Source organism: Lysinibacillus sp. RC46, from assembly GCF_041262385.1.
GTDB lineage: Bacteria > Bacillota > Bacilli > Bacillales_A > Planococcaceae > Lysinibacillus.
Genome location: NZ_JBGCCF010000016.1, coordinates 1 through 21,082, shown reverse-complemented (window position 1 = coordinate 21,082; position 21,082 = coordinate 1). Strand labels below are relative to the sequence as shown.

Genomic DNA, 21,082 nt, shown 5'->3' with positions numbered 1-21,082 from the left:
TTATAAGCATCTCCCTTTTGAACCCCGTGCTCCTGATTTAAATGGACGTCCGCCTACCATAGCACCTCCAACTTTTCTTATATAATTAGCTATTCTTTTTTCTGATTTACGCATTTTACTAATTACAGATTTATCTTTTATTAATTCAGTTGCATTTTTATTTAACTTTCCATCTAATACAGTTCCATCTGCTTTTATTTTTCCAATCGACCTTCCATTTTCTTCTATGTGGAAATGAATAGGATCTGCATGTTCCCTAGCTAAATCGTTATAATAATGGACAATACTTGTATTTTTAAGCGAAGCAATAATTCTATTTGGTAAAGTAGGTGCTGAATCCAATCCAAATGGATCTATCTTTGTATGCGTATCACTTACATATCCATATAATGTTGGGTTATCTCCAACAAGCCCAATCGGGTCTATTTGAGTATAATTCCCTTGCTCTGGGTCATAGTAACGGAATCGGTTATAATACAATCCTATTTCTTCATCTTCATACTGCCCTTGATAACGGAATGGAATAAAATCTTTCTCACCTGTGAATTCTTGCACTCGTCCATAAATATCAAGCACTGCTGACCAAACCTTATTACCTTCTTCATCATAGGCTTCAACAGGCGTTCCTAAATAGTCACTAATAATACTGTAATTACCTTCACTTGTGATTTTAGCTGAAGGTACAAACCCATCGTTAAATACCCATGTGACTAGATTATCATTTTCTAGTTCAGCTGAATCATTTTCTGAGAAATACTCATGTAGGATAGTATTCCCATCCCATACGAATTTCATTATCTTTTCGTTTGAACACTTCTCTATTCGTCTACCTAGCGCGTCATACTTGAAAGTAACTTCTGTCTTGTCTGGTTTGATGACCTTCGACATCATGCCATTGCCATAGTAATCGTACTTCCACGTATCACCATTCTTTTCGACTTTCTGAACCAGATTTCCTTCCACATCGTAAGTGAATGTTGCCTCGCTCGTTTCAAGCAATCTACTTCCAACACCATAAACACGATCTGTCTTTTCTTTCGTTTCATACAAATTCCCGACATCGTCGACATTGCGGTGTAAGAAGTCAAATTGACCGCCTTGATTGGACCAAACGAGGTTACTGAATTCATCGTAACCATAGGAAACCTTAACACCTGTTAACTCGTTTACCGTGCTTCGTAATCGATGATTGACGTCCCAATTATATACGCGTCTTCGTGTGTCGCGGTTTTGACTATTTATTCGATGGTGTGTCGGTTTACCTGTTACGTCATACTGCCATTTGCTAATGACATCCCCTGGTAAGATTCTTTCAATCTCCTGTCCAAGTTCATTGTACTGCATTGACGCTGTCCAATTTTCTTGCTCTGAGCGAGAAGCCGTGATTTGTGACACATTCCCCATTTCATTACGAGCGACCTCGATTTTTGCACCTAAGCTACTCGTAATTTGTGAACGATTGCCTAATTCATCGTAGTTACTCGCAATCCAATGGTCATTTTGCCACTCCTTGATCACTTGTCCAGTTGGGTCTAGCTCTAACTTTACGGCCACATCCTCATTCTCAGTTTCAATTAACGAACCATTTTTGTCATAGCCAAACGTTTCCCATGTGTCATCATAATAATCAGCTCGAATAATATTCCCTAGACCATCATGCTGGTACGCTGTCCAACGATTACCTGGACGTTGAATTCTCTGAACTAATCCTGCCAGACTTCGCTCATACGTTCTTTCCATCTCATCAAAGCCGATTTCTTTGATGATATTGCCTTTCGTATCACGTTCAAACTGATACGCTTCGCCTTTTTCATTGATGACAGCGGTTAACTGTTCTTCTGTGTCATAGGTGAATTTAACTTTCTTTCCAACTTGTTCTCGAGACACCAAGCTGCCGAGAATGGTGTAATCAAAGGCTACTTGCGTATGGTTATCTTTCGCAAAAACAACATCGTCATAGGCATTGTACTTTAATTGAACGTCGTTACCATCTGATAGATTTGCCCGTACAAGGCGATTCAAGTTATCATAACGGAATTTCTCTGTGGCTCCTAGCGGATTGGTCGTTGTTGTGCAGTTACCACGATGGTCATATGTCCAGGTCGAACTCGTCCCGTCTGGCAATGTCACTTGATTCAGGTTCAAATCAGCATCATAAGCTAAGCTTACCATATGGCCTTGCGCATTTGTCACCGTTTCGATCAAAGATTTCTCATTATAGGAAAATTCAGTCTTTGTGCCATCTTCTAAAATATTTGCCTGCAATGTACCATCCTTATTATAAATCCACTGACGACTGCCACCCTCTGCGTTAACTGCTTGAATCAGTCTATCTTTTTCATCATATTGAGCCGATAAGGTACTGCCATCTGCAAGAGTAATCGTCACTGGATTTTCCCACTCATCATAGCTATATGCCGTGACACGATCATCTTCATCTACTTCTTGGAGTAATTCAAAGTCTTCATTATATTCGTAGCTTACTTCGCTACCATCTGGATGAACAATTTTCGTACAGAGGTTATCTTCGTTGAAATAATAATAACTTTTATCGCCCAAGCTATTCGTAATTTCATTATAGCCTTCGTGATAGGAAAGCTCCCCTGCAAGGACATTGCCATCTCCCCATGTTTTGATGACTCGTGCACCTGTAGTTGGCCCATCATAGCGCCAGAAGAAGCTATTTTTATTGCGATCCGTTTTTTGCATCATTAAGTGATTAACATATTTGATATGTGTACTTTGCCCTAACGCATCTTGTATTTCGATTAAATCTTGTCCATCATTGTAAACATAACGAACTAAGACTTCACGACTCATCTGGTTACGTAAGGCAACTTCTGTCATTCTGCCTAACTCATTGGTCGTAACATCGAGCACTCTTCCAACACTGTCGGTTACTTGGGATAAGAAACCTTTAAGATTATACGCAAATTGAATATGATGGTCTTGCTCATTTCTTACTTCTTTTAATCGGTATTTTGTTTCTGTTGTTTGTTCAAATACATAAATCAATCGTGTATCATGCTCAAACAAATGATACTCCTCGCCTGTATTTGTTAAGGTCATTCTTTCTCGTTTGTTAAAATAAGGCAAGTTTATTGGTAAAATTGGAAACCCAACTGCGCGACCATCCGTCACAACAATCCCAATCAGGTCATCTTCTTCAAAAATCTCTAAGGCTAGATCGTATGTAAAGTGCATACCATGACCTGACAAGCCAATCCGGCTACTATCACTGTACCAAGCGCGTTCCCATGAAAGGGGGATAGGTCCAGGTAGTTCAAAGTCGACGCCTTCATAAATCATACGCCCTGTGATTAAATCAACGGGCTCAAAACCTCTTTTACAGAATTTTTTACTTAACCCTTGTGTACAATTAAATTTCTTTAATACTCCATGATTAAATTTCGTTAGCCCAGCTTTGGCCATAGCTTTCATTCCGTCTACTGCCTTCGACACAGCGAGCAATTCATCCATCGAAGAAATGACTTTATCTGCGGCCGTCTTCACAGCCTTAGATGCTTTGTTAGCTAGTTCCGCTAGTCCCTTTACTGCATCTAACGTTTTAGATATTTTCGGATAAGCTGCCTTCATCCCTTTTAGTAATGCTTTTGATCCATCCATAATCTTATCCGCAGTTTTTACAATTTTTCTCGCTTTATTGGCTTTATAGGCTACTTTTGCGGCATCACCAATTACTGGGATTGCCCCCGCTAAGTTCATGGCTGCATCCATGTAATTCCCTCTTGCCAAGCTAATTCCTGCATTCGCAATATCTGCAAATGTACCGATGACAGGGATAAATCCAGCAACATCCAATGCTGCACTTACGCCATCTACTAATTTACTGAACCAGCCTTTCTTCTCTTTCTTCTCTTCTGCCTTTTGTGGGAAAATTAGGTCAACTTTCGTCGTAGCTTCAATCGCTTCTTCATTTAACTTCGGTGGTTGGCTTTGCTTCTCTATACCTTCTTGTTCAATGAGCGTACTAATTAATTGTGTGTCAGCGGCCATAATCACATGACTTTGTTCCTTCGCGGATATAGCAATCCATTCTTCCGCCTCTACGGCTAGCTCTTTCATTCCACTAATTTCGAGTATTTCATCCGCTGCTAGCATGATGGTACTGTTACTTTGAAATGTTACGCCATCTCCATCATCCATCTTTAAGTCCAAGACACCATCTACTGCACTAAAGGTAATATCACCAACACCTAATGTCACATCTTTCCCAACATTGGTCGCCAATGATTTAACGGTAGTGTCCGCCATTTTCTTCGCCTGCTTTTGTCCACCCTCTGGTGTGGCTGGATTAACACGCACTGAGCTGATAACAATAGCCTCTTCTTCAACTGCACTTGGAAAATGTAATTGAGCACGTGCACCTATTTGAGGCATTAAATACATAACACCATTGGCATCTGCTGAATAAGCAAACCAATGTGCTTTTTCATTATCCTGGCTTTTATCTATATCTAAATGAATTTTGACTGTGTTTTGCGTAACATCAATAATCTTTCCTGTAAACGCTGCACCAATGAGATCTAAATTACGTACCAATCGCTGACGAATACTTTTCTCTGGTTGGGCAGTATATTGAAACTTCAACACACCCTCTTCAAGATGGGTTTCCCTAGCCGTTACGATATAGGAACTTCCCTTGAATTGCACCAACGTGCCCAACTCATGGGGTTCCGTGCTTTCAAACTCGCAAAATGTATAATCGGCTTCACTCACATCAGTACCATCGTTTTCAGTAATCAAGCGATACGCATCGACGTCCATTCGTACTATAGAAGGCAGATGGTCGATCGTTATGCTTTTCCTACTTTGAGGTGTACCAAGCCAGAATCGAGCACCTTTTCCTTTTAAATCAGGAAAAACAACTGCTTGCAAATGGGAGGCCATTCTTTTAATAAATTCCCAATCTGTTTCTAAGTATTGAATCGCAATACTACCAATGGCTTGACCGTTAGAAGCTTGGTCGATGTAATCCCCATTAGGATAGGCTTTCACGATGTTATTCATTAACTGCACATACGTCATATTGGCATCTTGAAAAGAACGTGAGCGCTTCGCAATATCCATATTTGCTGTATATGATACAGCCTCAACAGAGACATAGTGAACCCCTTGTGATGCCTGCAACTCCGCATTATCAATTCTTCCTGAGAACAAAATGGCACTGTCTCGCCCAAATTTCACAACAACTTCATCTGTTTGATTGACCCGCTGAATATACTTTTGCGCTTGCTCTTCAGCAATCATTCCCGTAAAGTACAACCTCGCATGGTCATTGGCCTTATGTTTGATAGTTAGTTTATCTAAATGAATAAGTGGATAAGGCCACTCGAGCACAAGATCCTCATACGTACTAACCATGTGTACTTCCTTTTCTTCTAGCGATTTCATTACTTACCTCCTTTCAATCAACCTTGTCTTTTAAAAACCTTGTTTCGGTATCTCTACTTCCTCTTGACCGTCATGAATAATTTCGATTTTGCCTCCACCTGCTGAGCATTGGGTATGGCAGCGGCTTAATAACGCTTGCTTCCCCTCGATATTGACATTTTCCATTCCTTCCATCCAATCAATAGAGCATGTTGGTGTACACGGTTTTTCTAACTTTAGGCAAACACCAAAGGTTGGGATGTTATCAGGGTTTCGATCCCCTACATTCATGACGGCTTTCTCTTTAATATAAACGCCATGATCTTGCGGCAAATTTAAATAATTGAGGTGGCTACCATGTTCACATGAAATGATTGCTCCATGTACAACATAACTAAATTGCTCTTGTTCCGAACCTTCTGTTTCCAAACTTTCTACAACTTGAGCCATTGGATATCCTTCCTTTCGTATAATTTTGGATCATCACCATAACGTGCGGTTGATTTCCGTTCCAACTGGGCGCTTTGTAGCTGTCGCTACAGAAAACATTTGTTGCTGACGCTTCGCTTTCGCACAGAAAACATCCGCTTCGCTGCAGGGTCTCGGGCCAACACGATGTTGGTCACGAAGGCGTTATCACAGGATGTGATGGTTTTAGCCTTCGTTCCCCTATCGCTAATCCCCAAGGAGTCGCCCAGTCTCCACTCCAATCAACTTTTATACAATGTCATCCACAACTTTTGGTGATGAACCATGATTTATTAGAATGATCTATCGACTTGCTAGTTTTACTTTCTGCAACTGAATCCCGAGATATGGTCGTCGTAGCATACTTTCTGCCACATCTAAATTGACGATGGTGAATGATTCCTTTTTGCCGTCGACTTGAAAAATACAATCCAGTTCCACTTTCTTAGGGTCAATTACGAGCTCCTTTATTTGTCCGTCTGGATAATAAGCCGTCTCATCGGAAATACAGTTCTTATTTACAATGTCCATAAGCCAATGCACGCGTTGTGTTCCTTTCTTCACATCCGTAAAGACAATGGCTATAAATTCTAAGTTGTCCTCGTATTTCACTAATAACCCTTTCAAATCATCCGATACGATTCTTCGAGGCTTCTCTAAATAATCCAGATATACCGCATTCTCTTTTTCTATTACTTCCCCGAATACAGATGAACAGACGAAGTTATCATCGAGGTCTGTTTTGAAAGGAATAATTGGATTTGTAATGCTTTGATCTTGCCGAACAATAAAATACTCCATCTTTTCCTCCTGTAACTATCATTTCTATTGATTTCAACGTTAATGAATCCAATGAATGTCTTTTATCTGGTCTGGGCTAAATAGATATTTCTCTTGATCGCGTTTAAAAAAGGTTGCTCCTTTTAAATTAGCACCTGTAAAATTAGCGCCTGCGATCTGCGCAAACTCAAATTTTGCATTTTCCAAATTTGCATGACTGAAGTCAGTGCCAAGGTAACACGCAACTTCATCATCAGGAAGCATTAGCGTTTTTCCTTGTGCATGCGTAAAATTAGCGCCTGCTAAATTGGCATTTCGAAAATCAGCATCTTGAATGGCTGCATAGGAAAAATCAACATTCCCTAAGCTACAATCTACAAAACTAGTCCCGACGCAAACGCTTTGCTTCAATGAAGCCCCCTCTAAGTCACTGCCATTGAAATTCGCATAAGAAAAGTCCATTTGGTCGAAAAGTTTTTGCTGTAACTGTAGGCTTGAGAAATTTTCAAACGTATATGACTTATCCATCTCGTTTTTCCCTAGCCACGAGAGAAGATTTTGTTCCACCCGTTCCCGTTCGTCGAACATCGCAACATCTTCACTAAATCCTTTATATTCACCGACACGAAATCGCAAACACGCTGCTCGTTGGAAATCTATTTCGGGTACGGTTTCTTGTTGATAGCGGAAGAGATAGCGTACCAATTGAATGATATACTGATGAAACAGAATCACAGTCTGTTGAATGATTCCTCGAACATCAGCTGCTTGGATAGCGAGATATGGCTTTCTTTCTTTTTCAAGCGTTTCGTGTAAATCTATAATCGCCTCACTAAGCCAATCCGCTTCATACTGTGCCGTGCATTCTCCCCAGTCGTAGTACCACTTTTCTCCATACGCTTCTAGCAAATACGTACACTTGTTATCTAGTAATGATGTTCGCAGCAATGATAGATGAATAAAGGCAACTGGCGCTAACCTTCCCTGTTCTTGCTGATCTCTAATATTTGCAAACAGCTGTTCAAGTGAGTGAATGATTGGTTTTAGTAAGATTTCCTTCTCTTGGCGAAACTGTCGATCAACCTTCTCTTGTAATCGGCTAATATGAACTGACACGCATTCATCCATAAAATGCTGTAATGCTTCTTCTCGTTTCATGCGTCCACATCCTCACTAATTTGCTCGTACTTCTGTTCCTTTGATCTCCATTTTGTCTTCCATCTTGATTGAACTGTCTTTACAAGTCATCTCAATTTTCTCGGTCGCATTAATCATAATTTGCTTCGCATTGATGGCGACTTTATCTGTTGCTTGTAAGGTAATATTTTTATCACTTATGATGGAGATCCCATTATCATCCATAAGCGAAATCATTAACCCTCCACCAGATATGACAATCCGATCCGGTGCAAGTAGAATTTGTTTACCGTGCTTCGTTCTGAGCGTTTTGACATCTGGATCAGCCATCCGTGCTGGGTCTTGGCGACTATCCTCTGGTGGTGCAGGTCTTGACCCACCGCCGCCACCTCCGCCACCGCCACTAGCACTTCCACCGCCTCCTGGACTAGGCGGATTTGTCGCTGCTAACATCGAACCAGATTGTGGTGGTGCTTTTGATACGGAACTAATCGCAATCCCTTCATCCTCACGATTGCCTGGGAAATAGATTCTAACGTTATCAGAGAGCTCTGGCATGAAGTACCAGCCTGTATTATCTTCTGATGCATAGATCGTTGAATACGGAAACCAATACGCTGTATCTTTATCTTGACCTTCGTCGAAATCGACATGAATACGAATTTTATCCCCCGCTACATCAATTACTTTCCCTTGAATGGAGGCACCAATAATAGCTTGATTATAAGTAGTATGGACACTGAAGCCGTTCTGAGGTGTTAACGTGTAGATATGCTTGAACAAGCCATCTTTTAAAGTTGAGAAGATTTTATAGACATATAATTTTTTTGATTGGAAAGTAACTTCATTGCCTATTTTGAATGGTTGAAACGATTCTACTTCATAGTACATATAGTCACTATCAGTAATACCGTCAAGATGATTTTTACTGGACACAAGGAAATTGCCAATCGCCTTTTTAACTCGATAATTGATTGCCTCCATTTTCTGCGTGCCCCCAGCTTGAAACGGTACACCGAAGTAAAACTTGGCGGCTGGGTGAACCGTATCTGGCACCAGACCTGTATGGAATCTTGATGCCATACGTTTAAGAAACTCCCAATCTGTCTCTATATATTGCATCGTGAAACGGCCAATAGTAGCGCCCTTTGAGGCATAATCCATGAAATCTGCACCTTTTTGATCGGCAATACATGCATTTATTAATTCACTATAGGGCATACTCGCATTTTGATAGGTTTGGTTTATCTTCTTCACATCTAACACATACGTATGTGAAACGGCTTTAACCTCCAAATAATAGGTACCCAAAACCGATTTCACTTGTACATCTAACGCCAGCCCATTAAAAATAGGAATAGTTTGTCCACCACTACCGATTTGCAATACTTCAATAGCCGTTTCTGCATCGGTCATATATACATAGGAATCTTCGAGTTCATCTGGAATCACGCCCGTTAAATGCAATGTAGCATGCTCATTCATTTGTTGCGTAATTTCGATTTGATTGACGCGAATATTATAGGGCATCACGATGATATCTTTATACGTTAAGGCTGTTTCCTTATTCATTCGACAACACCTTCTCCATCTAATAATTTGTTTTCAACCAAGATAGATTCCATCATGCCGTAAGCAATGGGTTTCCAAATATTCATCTCTTTTTTCAAACAATTAACCGAGCCCATCGTCACATTTTCGCCTACAATAAATAAAAACATTAAATTATAAATCTTGTTATCTAGTGCTGGCGAAATAAAATCAAAGTAACCAATTTGTAAACCGTTAACTTCATTCATGCCGCTATCCAACATTTTCGTAGTTGGCTGCGTTTTTTGAAGGATGTTCCTCATGGCCTCTGTGAAGTCTTCTAATTCCTCTTCTTTTACCTGTTGTTCCATGATTTTCAGCGTGACATTGATGGACGTACTTTCGCTTGTATAAATATAATCGGGCCTACGACTGGAAGGATATTTAATATCCATTAATTCAGTCTCCATCACGTCAAATGTTGCAGGCATGCACATCCGGATTTGATCCTCATAAAAACTTATTTCTTTAAACTCAATCGTTTCATCTTCAATCATGAGCTGACCATCTTTAATCGCTTTCACAATATCAGTATGTAATAATTGGCTTTCGATGTTCTCCATTCGTTTCTTCTGCCTTGCATGTTTCGTCATCTCGATAACTTCTTCATCCATAAATTTCATTGTTTTCGCTCCTTTATGTCGATTCTTTATTCGCTGACCTTGTATTTTCGCTTTCCTTTAAATAACAACGATTATTCAGGCCATTTTGTTATTAATTTAATTTTTTTCAGCAATATTCCAGTAATAAATACATTTATGGCAATATAACCATTAATTGGTTATTTTCATCATTAAATATGCTAATAAACCGTAGATAAAAAGTCAACATCCATAAGTTCTATTATTTGGAATAAACAAAAAAATAATCCTGAAGATCGGGAAAATTTGAAATTTAGTAGTTAGATTTACCGTGTGAGGAAAATATAAAGCGGAACTTTAATCATTGGGGTATAAGAACTTAGTACACTATTTAAATAGTCATCATCTTATATGAAAATACGAAAAAGCACTTGTCGCCTTTTATCGGCAATCAAGTGCTTTAAGTTTATATATTTTTTAAGCATATTAATATTCGTAAGTTTTATAAGTTATTATTTTCATATAACAGTATGACTTTTTTAACGCTTGGCACGTGTAATGAATAAATCCTTATGCTTAAATCTCGTGTGTTTGTTGCATATGACATTCATAAGTGGCCCTTGTAAGTAAAATGTCATCTCTCCTATTCTCGCTTTTATTACATTAGTATTAAAATAGCACCTCTTGATGATCTGCGTTCATGAGTTATCCATTCAAATCCGATGATTCCATAAACTTTTCAACCGTATCCTTGTTTATCGTAACGAACTTTTTCTCGTATGCCAGAAAATTTTGATTAATAAAGAAGGTATTTTATAAATCGTTACAGCAACTAATCTCATACGTCCTTAATATCAAGTTTTTATTTTGCTCTCCATTATTTTTTGAATACTATTTCCCATAAGCTATAAAAATCCTTGAAAGGCTTTTGCCAAAACTAAATTTATTATTACTATGATTCAAAGGCTGTTCTTTCCGGGAACACACCGCCTTCTTTTAGCGCTATTCGAAGATAACACCGAAACTAACATTTTCAAAATTCAAATATGCGTTACAAATATCAGAAGTATAGTAGGGTTCAAGTTCTTGGATATTTCTCTGAGTAATAAACAATCCAAATCCAGATACATTGTTATAATCATTTTCAAATAATTGAATTTCTGCATCGGTATCATCATTAGCAACAATTATTTCTACTTTTTGATCAATTGACTGAATAGCCTTTTCATGAACTTTAATCAACTTATCAATTTCTTTGTGAATATTTTCCTTTTGAAATTCTATGTCAATTAAATCAAAATCAGTTTCATAATATTTACGATCATCATATTTATAGCTATTTACTTCAATTTCTTCAGTATATTGTTTCATAAACAAATTACAAATTACTTCAATTTCTTGTTTCTTTAATTCTTGTTCTGAGAGATAGGTATTAACTAATCTCACTATTTAACAACTCCTTTCTCAATTAAATATTGTTTAGCATATAGCAACTAATAATTTGCAAGACTCATTACACGAAAGTTTTTTTCTTCATTTAACATCCATATTTTTCTTCATATTATCTAAGTACATTTCAATTTCTTGCTCGTACTGTGGATTCTTCTCAATATACTTCTTTTCTGCTATTTTAAAGTAATGATAAAGGAGTTCATAGCTAAGAATTATTGACTCATTCCCAAGTTCAATTTCGATACCATTAAATTTTTCTTCATAAAGAGTCTTATCATATTCATCTAAGTCACTCCAAAAAGTAAATCCTCCAAAATCTATTCCAAAACCAATCTTATTACTCAAACATCTTGTAGCGTCTTTAAATGACCCGACAACATAACAAGCATTAATTAAATCTTCCACTAGTGAGTGTTCTATACTAATTAAATCATTGGAACCTAGTAGTTTATCCATTCATCTTCCTCCTATGGTGTAGGTGTTGTTGGGAATAACGATGTAAGTTTACCATTTTCAAAATACCCCACCCTTGTTACTCCTTTTGAATCAACTCCAGTCCAAACGCGCGGTAAGACCTCTGTTGTTTCTTTTGCTAAAGCATTGTTGGTAGCCTCTATCCCTCTAATCATTAGGGCCTTTCTTATGGACACTGTAAAATGGTTGTTCACTGCTCTTAATATCACAGCTATATTTCTCTAGTTCTCGTTCTCTCAGCACTTTTACAATATCTAACCTCCAGTTGTAATCCTAGAGTGGAATTGTTTTAACCATAACAAAAACCTCGAAAGGTGGTTAGCCAATCAAGGTTATAGTTAAAATACTCAAAAATTATTTTGTTCCTACTACACCATAGCTACACAAAAATAGGTTTCTAACACTTTTAGAGAACCTCCCAAATCAATTTCCCTATATTGTAATATAAAATATAGTATCAATAAATTTAATTAAGGCATCAAGTTTAAATAAAAGTATACTATATTCATCTTATAGGATGTAGTCCAGTTAGCCGACCAAAGTTTACTATTAAAACAATTTTATTTCACAGTCATTTTAATTCCTCACTTTCTTAATTTTCCGGATATCCTGTAAGGATAAAGCTATCTTTATTTTAGGAATCAAGTGCTTTTGTACATTTTTTAAGTTTAATAATATTTGCGAATTTTTTATAATTTGTTTTGTTGTAAAAATGCTTCTAAAATCCTTTCAATAGGCAAACTAGCATTTTTCAGTAGCTTCTCTACTTTGTCCTTTATTTGCTTATTAGAGGCAATTATTTTTTTATACTCTTCACCATCAAAAGAACGTAAAGAATCTATTGCATATTCAGCCACTTCATCACTCTCATTAAGTAAATCTAGCAATAATTTAAATCCATATACTCCATTATCTTCATCTATACAGTAGGCTAATCTAATTTTATAATTATCATCTTTATCTTTTAGTCTTCGAATTACATTCTCCCAATCAATATTAGTAAACTCACTCATCAATTCCTGCACATACATAAATTCATCGTCATAAAAATAATTATCTGCACTATTTTCAGATAATACTCCATCTACTTTTTCGTACATTCATTTTCCTCCTCTAATTAGTAAAACCACCTGGTAATAGTGCATTAATTTGCCCTGTTAGATAGCCGCTAACTACCGTATCACCTATTTTAATAACATCAATTTCTACACCATCATCAATACTTCTATGGAAAGTTGCTCCATCCCTTCCTCTAATGCTTATTGGAGGAGAATTACCAATATCAGTCATACTATCTAAGATTTTAATATCACCCCAACCATCATGAAATATTGTACTATTTTTTATTTTCAAAAGATTCCCATCTAGAAATTTAGTTATATATTTGATAACTTTTGTATCGTCAGAGTTGATTTTAATAGATTCTGTAGCATAATTAGAATGACTATTATTAATGTTTGATGAATGCCCTCCAATAATTTCATTTTTATCAGGGTTCTTTCTCTGCCCCAAAAGGATTTTTTCTCCATTTCAGGTGTGATAACATTGATTTAGTTCCGTTGACTCGCTTACTATTATTACCCGTACCCTAAGGAATATTTCGGTTGCTTTGGTTTAAGATTTCCTTGAATGCAAAAAAAGGCTTATTCCTAGCTCATAATTCAAGTTGGAATTGCCTTTTAAAGTTTACTTTGCGTGATTGTCAGTATATTAAATGTTCTTGTACATTCCTTAAATTCTACTCATTATTCAAACTGTTTTTTTGTAACCATTTCCATACTACTTTACCGAGAAAAACATTATAAATTATTATTTTCCACCTTAGAACTTCTATATTCAATTTCAATAATTGCTTCTTTAGCAGTTTCTTTTATTTCTTCGCTCGAATGATTTAAATACGACTCTAGGATAGTAACATATTTTTGCTTTCCTGAAAAACCGAGGGACGTCAAAACATATGTTATATGTTCTTCATTAAAAGTTGATAGATATGGCAATAACAGATCCAATGTAATTTCAGAAGCAATGTCTTGATAAACTATACCGTTATGAATAGTATGAAGAATGCTTTCTTTCAATGCATTATCCTTTTCCAAAGTAATATGCGATAGTAGTAAATTAATACCTTCTATTAACTCAGCACTATCAAAACATCCGCATTCTAAAATATCTCCTATATCCTCAATATTTTTTTCTTTCTCAAATTTATCATCAAATAATAATATACTTTTTATTTTTTCAACTAATTTCATGTCCCTTCCTCTTCTCTCCATTTTAATCAGGGTTTATTTAGTCACTATTCCATACAAAACTACCTCTTGCACGTAAAATGTCATCTTGCCTATTTCTCACACTTTCCTTCCTAGACCACTATTTACATAGTACTCCTTGATGGTCCAGCCTTCATGAGTTTTTGAATCAAATATCAGATTACTTTTTAACCACAAACTTCTTTGAGTTAAGAAAAAACCTTGAATGGCATATAGCCAATCAAAGTCAATCAAAGTCAATCATCCAGATTATTTATTCGAAGTCTTCAAACCAACAAGTAAAATATTTCACACTTTCATTAAAGAAAATTACACTTCGATCATTGATATCTGAACAAGCAGAAACTCTCCCTTTATCCCAAGACCATTTACTTGATATCTTTTCAAGTATTTTTTCTGCCTCTCCCATATCAAGAACATTTGATGTTTCGATATCACATGTAACCTTAAAGCATCCATCAATTTTCCAATAAGGTTCACTTGAACACACATTGAATGAGGTAATATAACTGTAGACTTTTTTATAAAATCATTTAATATTATCAATGCCATTTCGTTATTCTGACATTCTACAAACAAGCTAAGTTTAAACATAATACCTCCTAATTTAAGTTAGTGTGAAAGTGTTCCATCAGGTGTAACGTCAATATATTTCTTACCATTTTTCGTATATTTTCTCCACTCTTTCATTCCTTTTTCAGAAAGTTGAACATCCCATTCAAATTGAAAATTCTTGCTTGGATACCATGGTAAGGACCCTTAACCCATACATCCCCAAATTTATCAACATATCCATCAAGTTGCTTATTTAACTTAACTTCTTTACCACGTTCTCTACTTGCTTGTTGACCTTTTCCGTCATACTGCCTAGTCCTTTATTAGCGTTTTGAACACCTTCACTGATACCCTTCGCTGCATTGCCCACCACTGGAATCATTGCTCCAAAGAATAAGGTAGTACTGACCTTGTCGCCTCTTGCCGCATAAATAATGCCATTCACGCCATCCGCTACTTCTCCTACAACCGGGATTAACCCTACTATATCTATCCTGTTTGTAGCGTATTTAACAGATTTTTAGGCTTAATAGTGATTAACAGCCGGCGCTTATATGTTTGTGTTATTTGAGGGTAGGTAAAAAAAGAAACCACAACACGGGCGGTTAGCTCGCATTGTGGCGTTGTAGTTAGAATGAGAAGATCATCCTAATAACGATGTTGAATCAGTTGATGTTTCAATGTGTTGTAGTAACGCATTATTCTGCATTTACTGCTTTCTAATATACAGAACGGTTGTCTACTTCAAGCATAGTAGTATTTCATGAAATTCTTTCCAAAATCAGCGTTGACACGCCAACGTAAGTAAAATATCATCTCGCCTATTCTCGCTCATATTTCTTTATTATAAAAATATCACTCTTTGGTGGCTTAGCCTTAATGAGTTATTAATTCAAATACAAGGATTAAAGCCCACCCAATATCATAGAGTATATTGGTAATTTTTCCAATCCTACAAATAGTCAACTACATTTAATATAGTGTCTTTTAATGCAACATAACTTAGTTCATTATAGGGCAATACTTCTTCGTAAATTTCTAAAAAGGCTTTTTTTAATTCTAATTCTCCATGTTGAGTTAAATCATCATCGTTATCGATTTTCTCAATTAATTCAAAAAATCTACCTAGCTTTATACATAAGTTCGAATCAATATTTTCATTTGCATCAACGTGGTAAACTACATCTGGTATTAAATGATTACTAGCATAATAAATCAAAATTCCCACCATCTCATTATTCTGTAAAACAACAGAAAAGTCTGAGGTTATCTTTATTTCAATGGAGAGGTTTGCTCTGTCCCATTTTTCAGAATAGGATAGTAAATTATCCTCTTCAATATAGTACTCGGTAAAATCCGATAAATTACATTCGAAATTCCTTTCCTCACTTATTTTGATGTTCCCCTCTCTCTCTTCTAATAAGACTTTATCCATTTTCCCACTTTTTACTATTATTGGTTCGTTTAACTTTATTACTGCTCCTATAAAATTCAAATCTTCCTTATTAAATAATATAGTATCTGAATCAGACCACAGCCATTTAAAACTTCCATAACTTTTATTTATTAATTCTTCAATTTCGCCGTAATTTTTCTCTTTACCAATCCATATAATTTGACTCGATAAGTACCATCTTACATCAGTATTACTTATAAATTGTATATTATTAATATTTATTTTCATATTTTTATGGTAATATTTGCGTAGCAGGTGGCATGGTCCCCCCACTTGGGGTTGGAAAAGCTCCATTTACAATTGCGTCTTGTGTGATTGGTTATCCGTCTGTGGGTTTATCACCAAAGATTTCAGCACCACTTGCTCTCCCTTTGTTCCATAGTTAGTAATTGTATTTCCTTTTGAACTGCCTTTGCTATCAACTATTACTACATTTCCTTCCTTCATATAAATTAGGGTCTATAAATTATTACCTGCAACATAAACTGAATCAAGAATGAATACTATTTCCAATTATTTTCTTTTCCAAGTCTTCCATTATAGTTTCTTGCATATTTATTTTTTCACTCATGGCTTTTTTACTAATATATAGAGATATTTTTACCACGAAGGTGATATTGGTATTAGCCAACAGTATAAGAAAATGCTTACTGTACACCTCTTCTGCTAGCAGTTACAAATATTTTGCAACCCGCTTCTAATCAAGCTTATAACCTAAAAGATAATATCGTTTTGTAAATATTGGTGTTCCTTGTTTAGAAAGTCATTAAATAAGTTTATTAATCTAGCTAAATTCTCATCTTTTGAGTATTGTGAAGGATTATACCCGTCTTTCGGAGGGAGATAATTAATAAAACTATCCATATCTTCCGGATAATTAAAATCAGCATATACTTCAGTAACTTTGTTTAATAACTCCTCGAAATCAGCTAGATGTTTCATTTTTAAATAAGCCAACATCCCAAATCTCCATTTTCGTTTTTCAAATTGCCAAACATCAGCACCTAGGTTCAAGTCATTGAAATGTAACTCGTTTAATATATTTACTAGTAAACTTTTGTAATCAAAATCATCCTCACCCCAAGCTAGCTGAATAACATTTTGATTACTTGTTTCTGGATGGTTAGTCAGAAATTCAACTGCATAATTCGTTATGTCACTATATTTTATTAGATCAAGTTCTAGTCCTACATATAGCGTAGGCCAATCGTACTTTATTTTGTTTTGCTTAAGAATATCTACAGAAATATTTATTTAAATCACCTTATCTTTATGGTCCTTTTTATCACCTAGCAATATGATTTTAAAACACATTAGATTGTTTAATTTTGTGTGTTGGGTGCGCTTAAAACATCGACTTACAGGGAAATGCCATGTCTATTCATACAGTAGGGTGTGTCTCTCAACATTAGAAACTGTATGCAAAGTGCTAGGTATTGACAGGCAAGATTTAATCGGAGTGCAGTAGTCATCTTGCCATAGTAATCGTTCTAACGTATGTAAAGTAGGTAGGGAGAAAACAAAAATTGTCTTTTTAAACATCGAAGTAGTGGTAATTAATGAAAAATGGTTCCTTTACTAGTATGAAAGAGCATTAAATAAGGTATATGTTTAATGGTTGTTATTCCCACTAAATAATTTGATAAAAATTTATATAGGCTTTATATGAGTTATTCCTATCATATAAATAACAAGAGGTTTATTTGGCACTCGACCACATTTATTAGAAAAGGATGGTAGCCACTCAACTAGCAAAATTCTAGTAAATAATTATTTGCGGTGCAATTGCTGAAATTACTTCAATGATATCATCTTCGGTAATAAATACATAATGCTCTATATTCTTATCAGCAAATTTTTCACAACTCTCTTCATTGAACCATTTTACAAATGAAGAATTGTTTGATTTATATATAGGCCATTAAAAAAGTCATCTCCGTATTCTTCTGACCAATAATTGCTAGATTGTAACATATCCCCTTCATCCGTCATTCTACAAGTCAAAGCTGCTTTTCCAAAAATAATATCAATTTTTTTGTCATTTTTACTTTCAAATTGTATTTTTAATCCGTTCCTATCTTGCAAAAGGTATTCTAGCCAAATTTTATTAGGCAGTCGCCGATTCAATACCGTTAACTGGCTGTAGAATAGGGCGTCTATCACGGTACCTTATCTCAATTAAGGTTATTAATTATACTTTGTCAATAAATATATCAGTACATACAACTTCCACATTTAATGGTGGCATTGAAATATTACACTTTAATATGTTTTCTTCATCCTCAAACTCCACCTCGCTGATTTTAATATTCTGAATAAAATAAGGAATCTGAGGTTTAGTTAATTCTTTTAAAGGTTTTAATCTATCCTCTACACTTGTAATAAATAGAAATTTTGAACAACCAGTGAATAGTAATTTTACATTATAATCTGTGTCCTCAAACATAATAGTAATCTCGTCACAAAAAAAGTTAGTGTCCATTTGTAATACTCTTGCATCCCAATAATGTATAGCTTCTATTTCACTTTGAATATGCTGAGCTTTCAAATTAATCACCTCACTTTATATAAGGTATATAATCATTTGTTTTTTTCAATTTAAGTAATCCTAACTAAAATGTCATCTGAGTCTTAATCTTGTTTTTTCATAGTATTGGACGACGCTATACTTCATGGCGATACAATCTACATTCGGATTCAACCCCCAAATCAATACTTTTTTATTTTACTCATCTTTCATATACAGTAATGAATAATTCTCCGTCCTCTTCCTCAAATAGACTTACTACTATCCCCCGATTTGGGAATCTGTTCTTAAAGCTAAGTGACCAAAATATTTTAAGAACCTCTCCTAAAGCTTGTATTTGCTCCTCTAAGTTCCTATCCTCTTCAACATTAATATGAAAAAAATCTCTAACTTGATATAAGTTCATCATTTTTTCTATATTAACTTTATTATTTTGACATTCCTTCTTCCACATATCGAAATTTTTTTCCAAAAATTTATCTTTTAATAAAAAACATCCTTCGACTTCAATAACATCCGGATAAAAAAATTTCGCAAATCCAAGTGCTGTTTTTATATCTGATTTCATATTTACATAGCTCCACCATGTAAATTTTCCTTCATTAGCATCTTTAAACTCCATAAATTCTCCATTTATTTCATCATTGAACAATGAATATCACACCCTAATCTTTTTATGGAATAATTTTAGGTACTTCAGATAGATCAGCTGGTCGAACCTCGTAACCATTTTGAAACTTCACCCTTGTCTTTGACCATCAGTACCGTAAGTCGTATATCTATACAAGTACGCGAATAATTACAACTTGACACGGAGCCTCTACTCGCATGATTCGATATTATTAACTAACTATTCATATTATTTAAACATTTATTCGCTAAATCAAGGGCAACTCCTAATTTAATTTGATTCTGCTTACTTAGACCTTGTAAATATTGAGTAATAGATTTAGATTCTATAATTGGTTCAATTTCTGCATTATATCGATCTAATTCAATCTCCAAGATAATGTTATTATTAATTAATAACTTATAAATATCCTCACCTTGCTCAGGTATCCAATCAATAATATAAACTACTTTCATTTCTGGATATTAACTTGTTATCACTTCAAGTAATCTTTTATTCTCTTCACTCTCGAAAAGTGATTTATTAGATTTTACAAGTATCTTTCTTATATCGTGTTCAGTCTTACTACCAATTAGTTTCACGTTTCCACTCCTTTTATTAACATTTTATCACCCTAGGTGTCTGTCACTAATTTACCTCGACTATCAGTAAGATATATGTACTTCTACTCAACTTTCCAGATAAAGTTAGAAGAAAACAGCTCCTTTCTTTACCATAAATGTGACGAATCCGCCTAGTCCCCTTATCTTTTGACGTGCTAAACAATGTGTTTTAGTATCGGCTTATTATCTCAGCGTTTCCTCTGCTTGTACTCGCCATGTTTCTTTTTCTCTACTTTGATTTCTTTGTATGCAAAAAGGCTTATTCCTAACTCATAATTCAAGTTTGAATAGCCTTTGAAAGTTTATCTGTCAGTTTTTTAAGTATTTTGAGTGTATTACCAAAATTTTATTCATTGTTTAAACTGTTATTTTGTAACCATTTCTTTGCTTCTTCACCTGTAAGAATTATTGGTTTTTCTTGGGTTCCAATATTGATACTTTTTATAAAAGCCTCTTCTATTCCACGAATTCCAGTTAATATAGCTCCGTTTAGCAATACACTTTCAAATGTCGCTAATCGTATATCAGCATTTTATAAAACTGCATTACGAAAATCCGCCTCGTCAAAAAAAGCAGCTACTAAATTAGCGTCTGATAAATCTGCTTTAACAAACACTGTTTCAATACATTCACTATCAGCAAGTCTAGCAGCTTTAATATTGGCATTTGTGAAGTCTACATACGAGACGTTAGATTACCAAAATCCGCTCCTTCTAAATTTGTAGATATAAAAGTTGATGAATATAGTAAAGATAACGAGATATCCTTGTTATTTAAATCCATGCCATCAAAGGTACAACCTGTTATATACGCTTGGTCTAGTGGATACTGGGACAAATCCACATTTCGCAAATCAATCTCATCTATACCCAGTTTTTCTCCTTGTTCCCCAATAGTTTCAATCCAAAGACGATGCGACTCTAATTGAACGATAATTTCTCTGAAATCAGTTATCATACTTAACCTCCCTTATGGATACTAAATGGTCCTATTGATACTCCAGCTTTTTCTATTGTCTCTATTTGCTGATTTTTCTCATAAACAAAAACCCAATTGTTTGATTTTTTAACGTAAGCCCGTATTCAAATAACGCATATAAACAACCAGGCACCTCCGGTACGATAGATGTATCAATTAAAGGAGGCACTTTTTTTATGTCCACTAC

General features: G+C 35.4%; 20 protein-coding genes. All 20 read right to left on the bottom strand.

Annotated features, from left to right (window positions below):
• A complete protein-coding gene (locus ABH966_RS15120; protein ID WP_370079730.1) occupies positions 1-5,415 on the bottom strand; it encodes a DUF6531 domain-containing protein in 5,415 nt (1,804 codons plus the stop codon).
• Between the two features lie 30 nt (positions 5,416-5,445).
• Entirely contained in the window at positions 5,446-5,844 is a 399-nt protein-coding gene (locus ABH966_RS15115) for a DUF4280 domain-containing protein (RefSeq protein ID WP_370079728.1), read from the bottom strand.
• A gap of 321 nt (positions 5,845-6,165) precedes the next feature.
• Positions 6,166-6,663 (bottom strand): hypothetical protein, encoded by a 498-nt coding sequence (locus ABH966_RS15110; protein WP_370079726.1) that lies wholly within the window; start codon positions 6,661-6,663, stop codon positions 6,166-6,168.
• 39 nt (positions 6,664-6,702) lie between these two features.
• Positions 6,703-7,800 carry a pentapeptide repeat-containing protein gene (locus ABH966_RS15105; RefSeq protein WP_370079724.1) on the bottom strand — a complete coding sequence of 366 codons (1,098 nt, stop codon included), beginning with the start codon at positions 7,798-7,800 and terminating at the stop codon, positions 6,703-6,705.
• 15 nt (positions 7,801-7,815) lie between these two features.
• Positions 7,816-9,351, bottom strand: coding sequence for a phage baseplate assembly protein V (locus tag ABH966_RS15100; protein WP_370079722.1), 1,536 nt, complete (start codon positions 9,349-9,351; stop codon positions 7,816-7,818).
• Positions 9,348-9,992 (bottom strand): hypothetical protein, encoded by a 645-nt coding sequence (locus ABH966_RS15095; protein ID WP_370079720.1) that lies wholly within the window; start codon positions 9,990-9,992, stop codon positions 9,348-9,350. The genes ABH966_RS15100 and ABH966_RS15095 overlap by 4 nt, the downstream gene beginning before the upstream one ends.
• Positions 9,993-10,952: 960 nt before the next feature.
• Positions 10,953-11,396 (bottom strand): hypothetical protein, encoded by a 444-nt coding sequence (locus ABH966_RS15090; RefSeq protein WP_370079719.1) that lies wholly within the window; start codon positions 11,394-11,396, stop codon positions 10,953-10,955.
• Between the two features lie 87 nt (positions 11,397-11,483).
• Positions 11,484-11,858, bottom strand: coding sequence for a ribonuclease toxin immunity protein CdiI (cdiI, locus tag ABH966_RS15085; protein ID WP_370079717.1), 375 nt, complete (start codon positions 11,856-11,858; stop codon positions 11,484-11,486).
• Between the two features lie 11 nt (positions 11,859-11,869).
• Positions 11,870-12,031, bottom strand: coding sequence for a hypothetical protein (locus ABH966_RS15080; RefSeq protein WP_370079715.1), 162 nt, complete (start codon positions 12,029-12,031; stop codon positions 11,870-11,872).
• Positions 12,032-12,565: 534 nt separating this feature from the next.
• Complete coding sequence (locus tag ABH966_RS15075) at positions 12,566-12,976, bottom strand: hypothetical protein (protein ID WP_370079713.1); 411 nt, start codon at positions 12,974-12,976, stop codon at positions 12,566-12,568.
• 13 nt (positions 12,977-12,989) lie between these two features.
• Positions 12,990-13,388, bottom strand: a complete 399-nt coding sequence (locus ABH966_RS15070; RefSeq protein WP_370079711.1) for an EndoU domain-containing protein — start codon at positions 13,386-13,388, stop codon at positions 12,990-12,992.
• A 287-nt stretch (positions 13,389-13,675) separates the two neighbouring features.
• Positions 13,676-14,128 (bottom strand): hypothetical protein, encoded by a 453-nt coding sequence (locus tag ABH966_RS15065; RefSeq protein WP_370079709.1) that lies wholly within the window; start codon positions 14,126-14,128, stop codon positions 13,676-13,678.
• An 826-nt stretch (positions 14,129-14,954) separates the two neighbouring features.
• The gene (locus ABH966_RS15055; protein ID WP_370079707.1) at positions 14,955-15,146 is read right to left on the bottom strand and encodes a hypothetical protein; all 192 of its coding nucleotides are present in this window, start codon (positions 15,144-15,146) and stop codon (positions 14,955-14,957) included.
• Between the two features lie 507 nt (positions 15,147-15,653).
• Positions 15,654-16,451, bottom strand: a complete 798-nt coding sequence (locus ABH966_RS15050; RefSeq protein WP_370079705.1) for a hypothetical protein — start codon at positions 16,449-16,451, stop codon at positions 15,654-15,656.
• 420 nt (positions 16,452-16,871) lie between these two features.
• Positions 16,872-17,393, bottom strand: a complete 522-nt coding sequence (locus tag ABH966_RS15045; RefSeq protein WP_370079905.1) for a DUF2247 family protein — start codon at positions 17,391-17,393, stop codon at positions 16,872-16,874.
• Positions 17,394-18,348: 955 nt separating this feature from the next.
• Positions 18,349-18,714 carry a hypothetical protein gene (locus ABH966_RS15040; protein ID WP_370079703.1) on the bottom strand — a complete coding sequence of 122 codons (366 nt, stop codon included), beginning with the start codon at positions 18,712-18,714 and terminating at the stop codon, positions 18,349-18,351.
• 172 nt (positions 18,715-18,886) lie between these two features.
• On the bottom strand, positions 18,887-19,336 hold the full coding sequence (locus ABH966_RS15035; protein WP_370079702.1) for a hypothetical protein: 450 nt from the start codon (positions 19,334-19,336) through the stop codon (positions 18,887-18,889).
• A 194-nt stretch (positions 19,337-19,530) separates the two neighbouring features.
• Positions 19,531-19,770: a hypothetical protein gene (locus tag ABH966_RS15030; protein WP_370079701.1), complete on the bottom strand. Its 240-nt coding sequence runs from the start codon at positions 19,768-19,770 to the stop codon at positions 19,531-19,533.
• Positions 19,771-20,449: 679 nt separating this feature from the next.
• Complete coding sequence (locus ABH966_RS15025; RefSeq protein ID WP_370079903.1) at positions 20,450-20,575, bottom strand: pentapeptide repeat-containing protein; 126 nt, start codon at positions 20,573-20,575, stop codon at positions 20,450-20,452.
• A 17-nt stretch (positions 20,576-20,592) separates the two neighbouring features.
• Positions 20,593-20,874, bottom strand: coding sequence for a pentapeptide repeat-containing protein (locus ABH966_RS15020; RefSeq protein ID WP_370079700.1), 282 nt, complete (start codon positions 20,872-20,874; stop codon positions 20,593-20,595).
• Between the last annotated feature and the right edge of the window lie 208 nt (positions 20,875-21,082).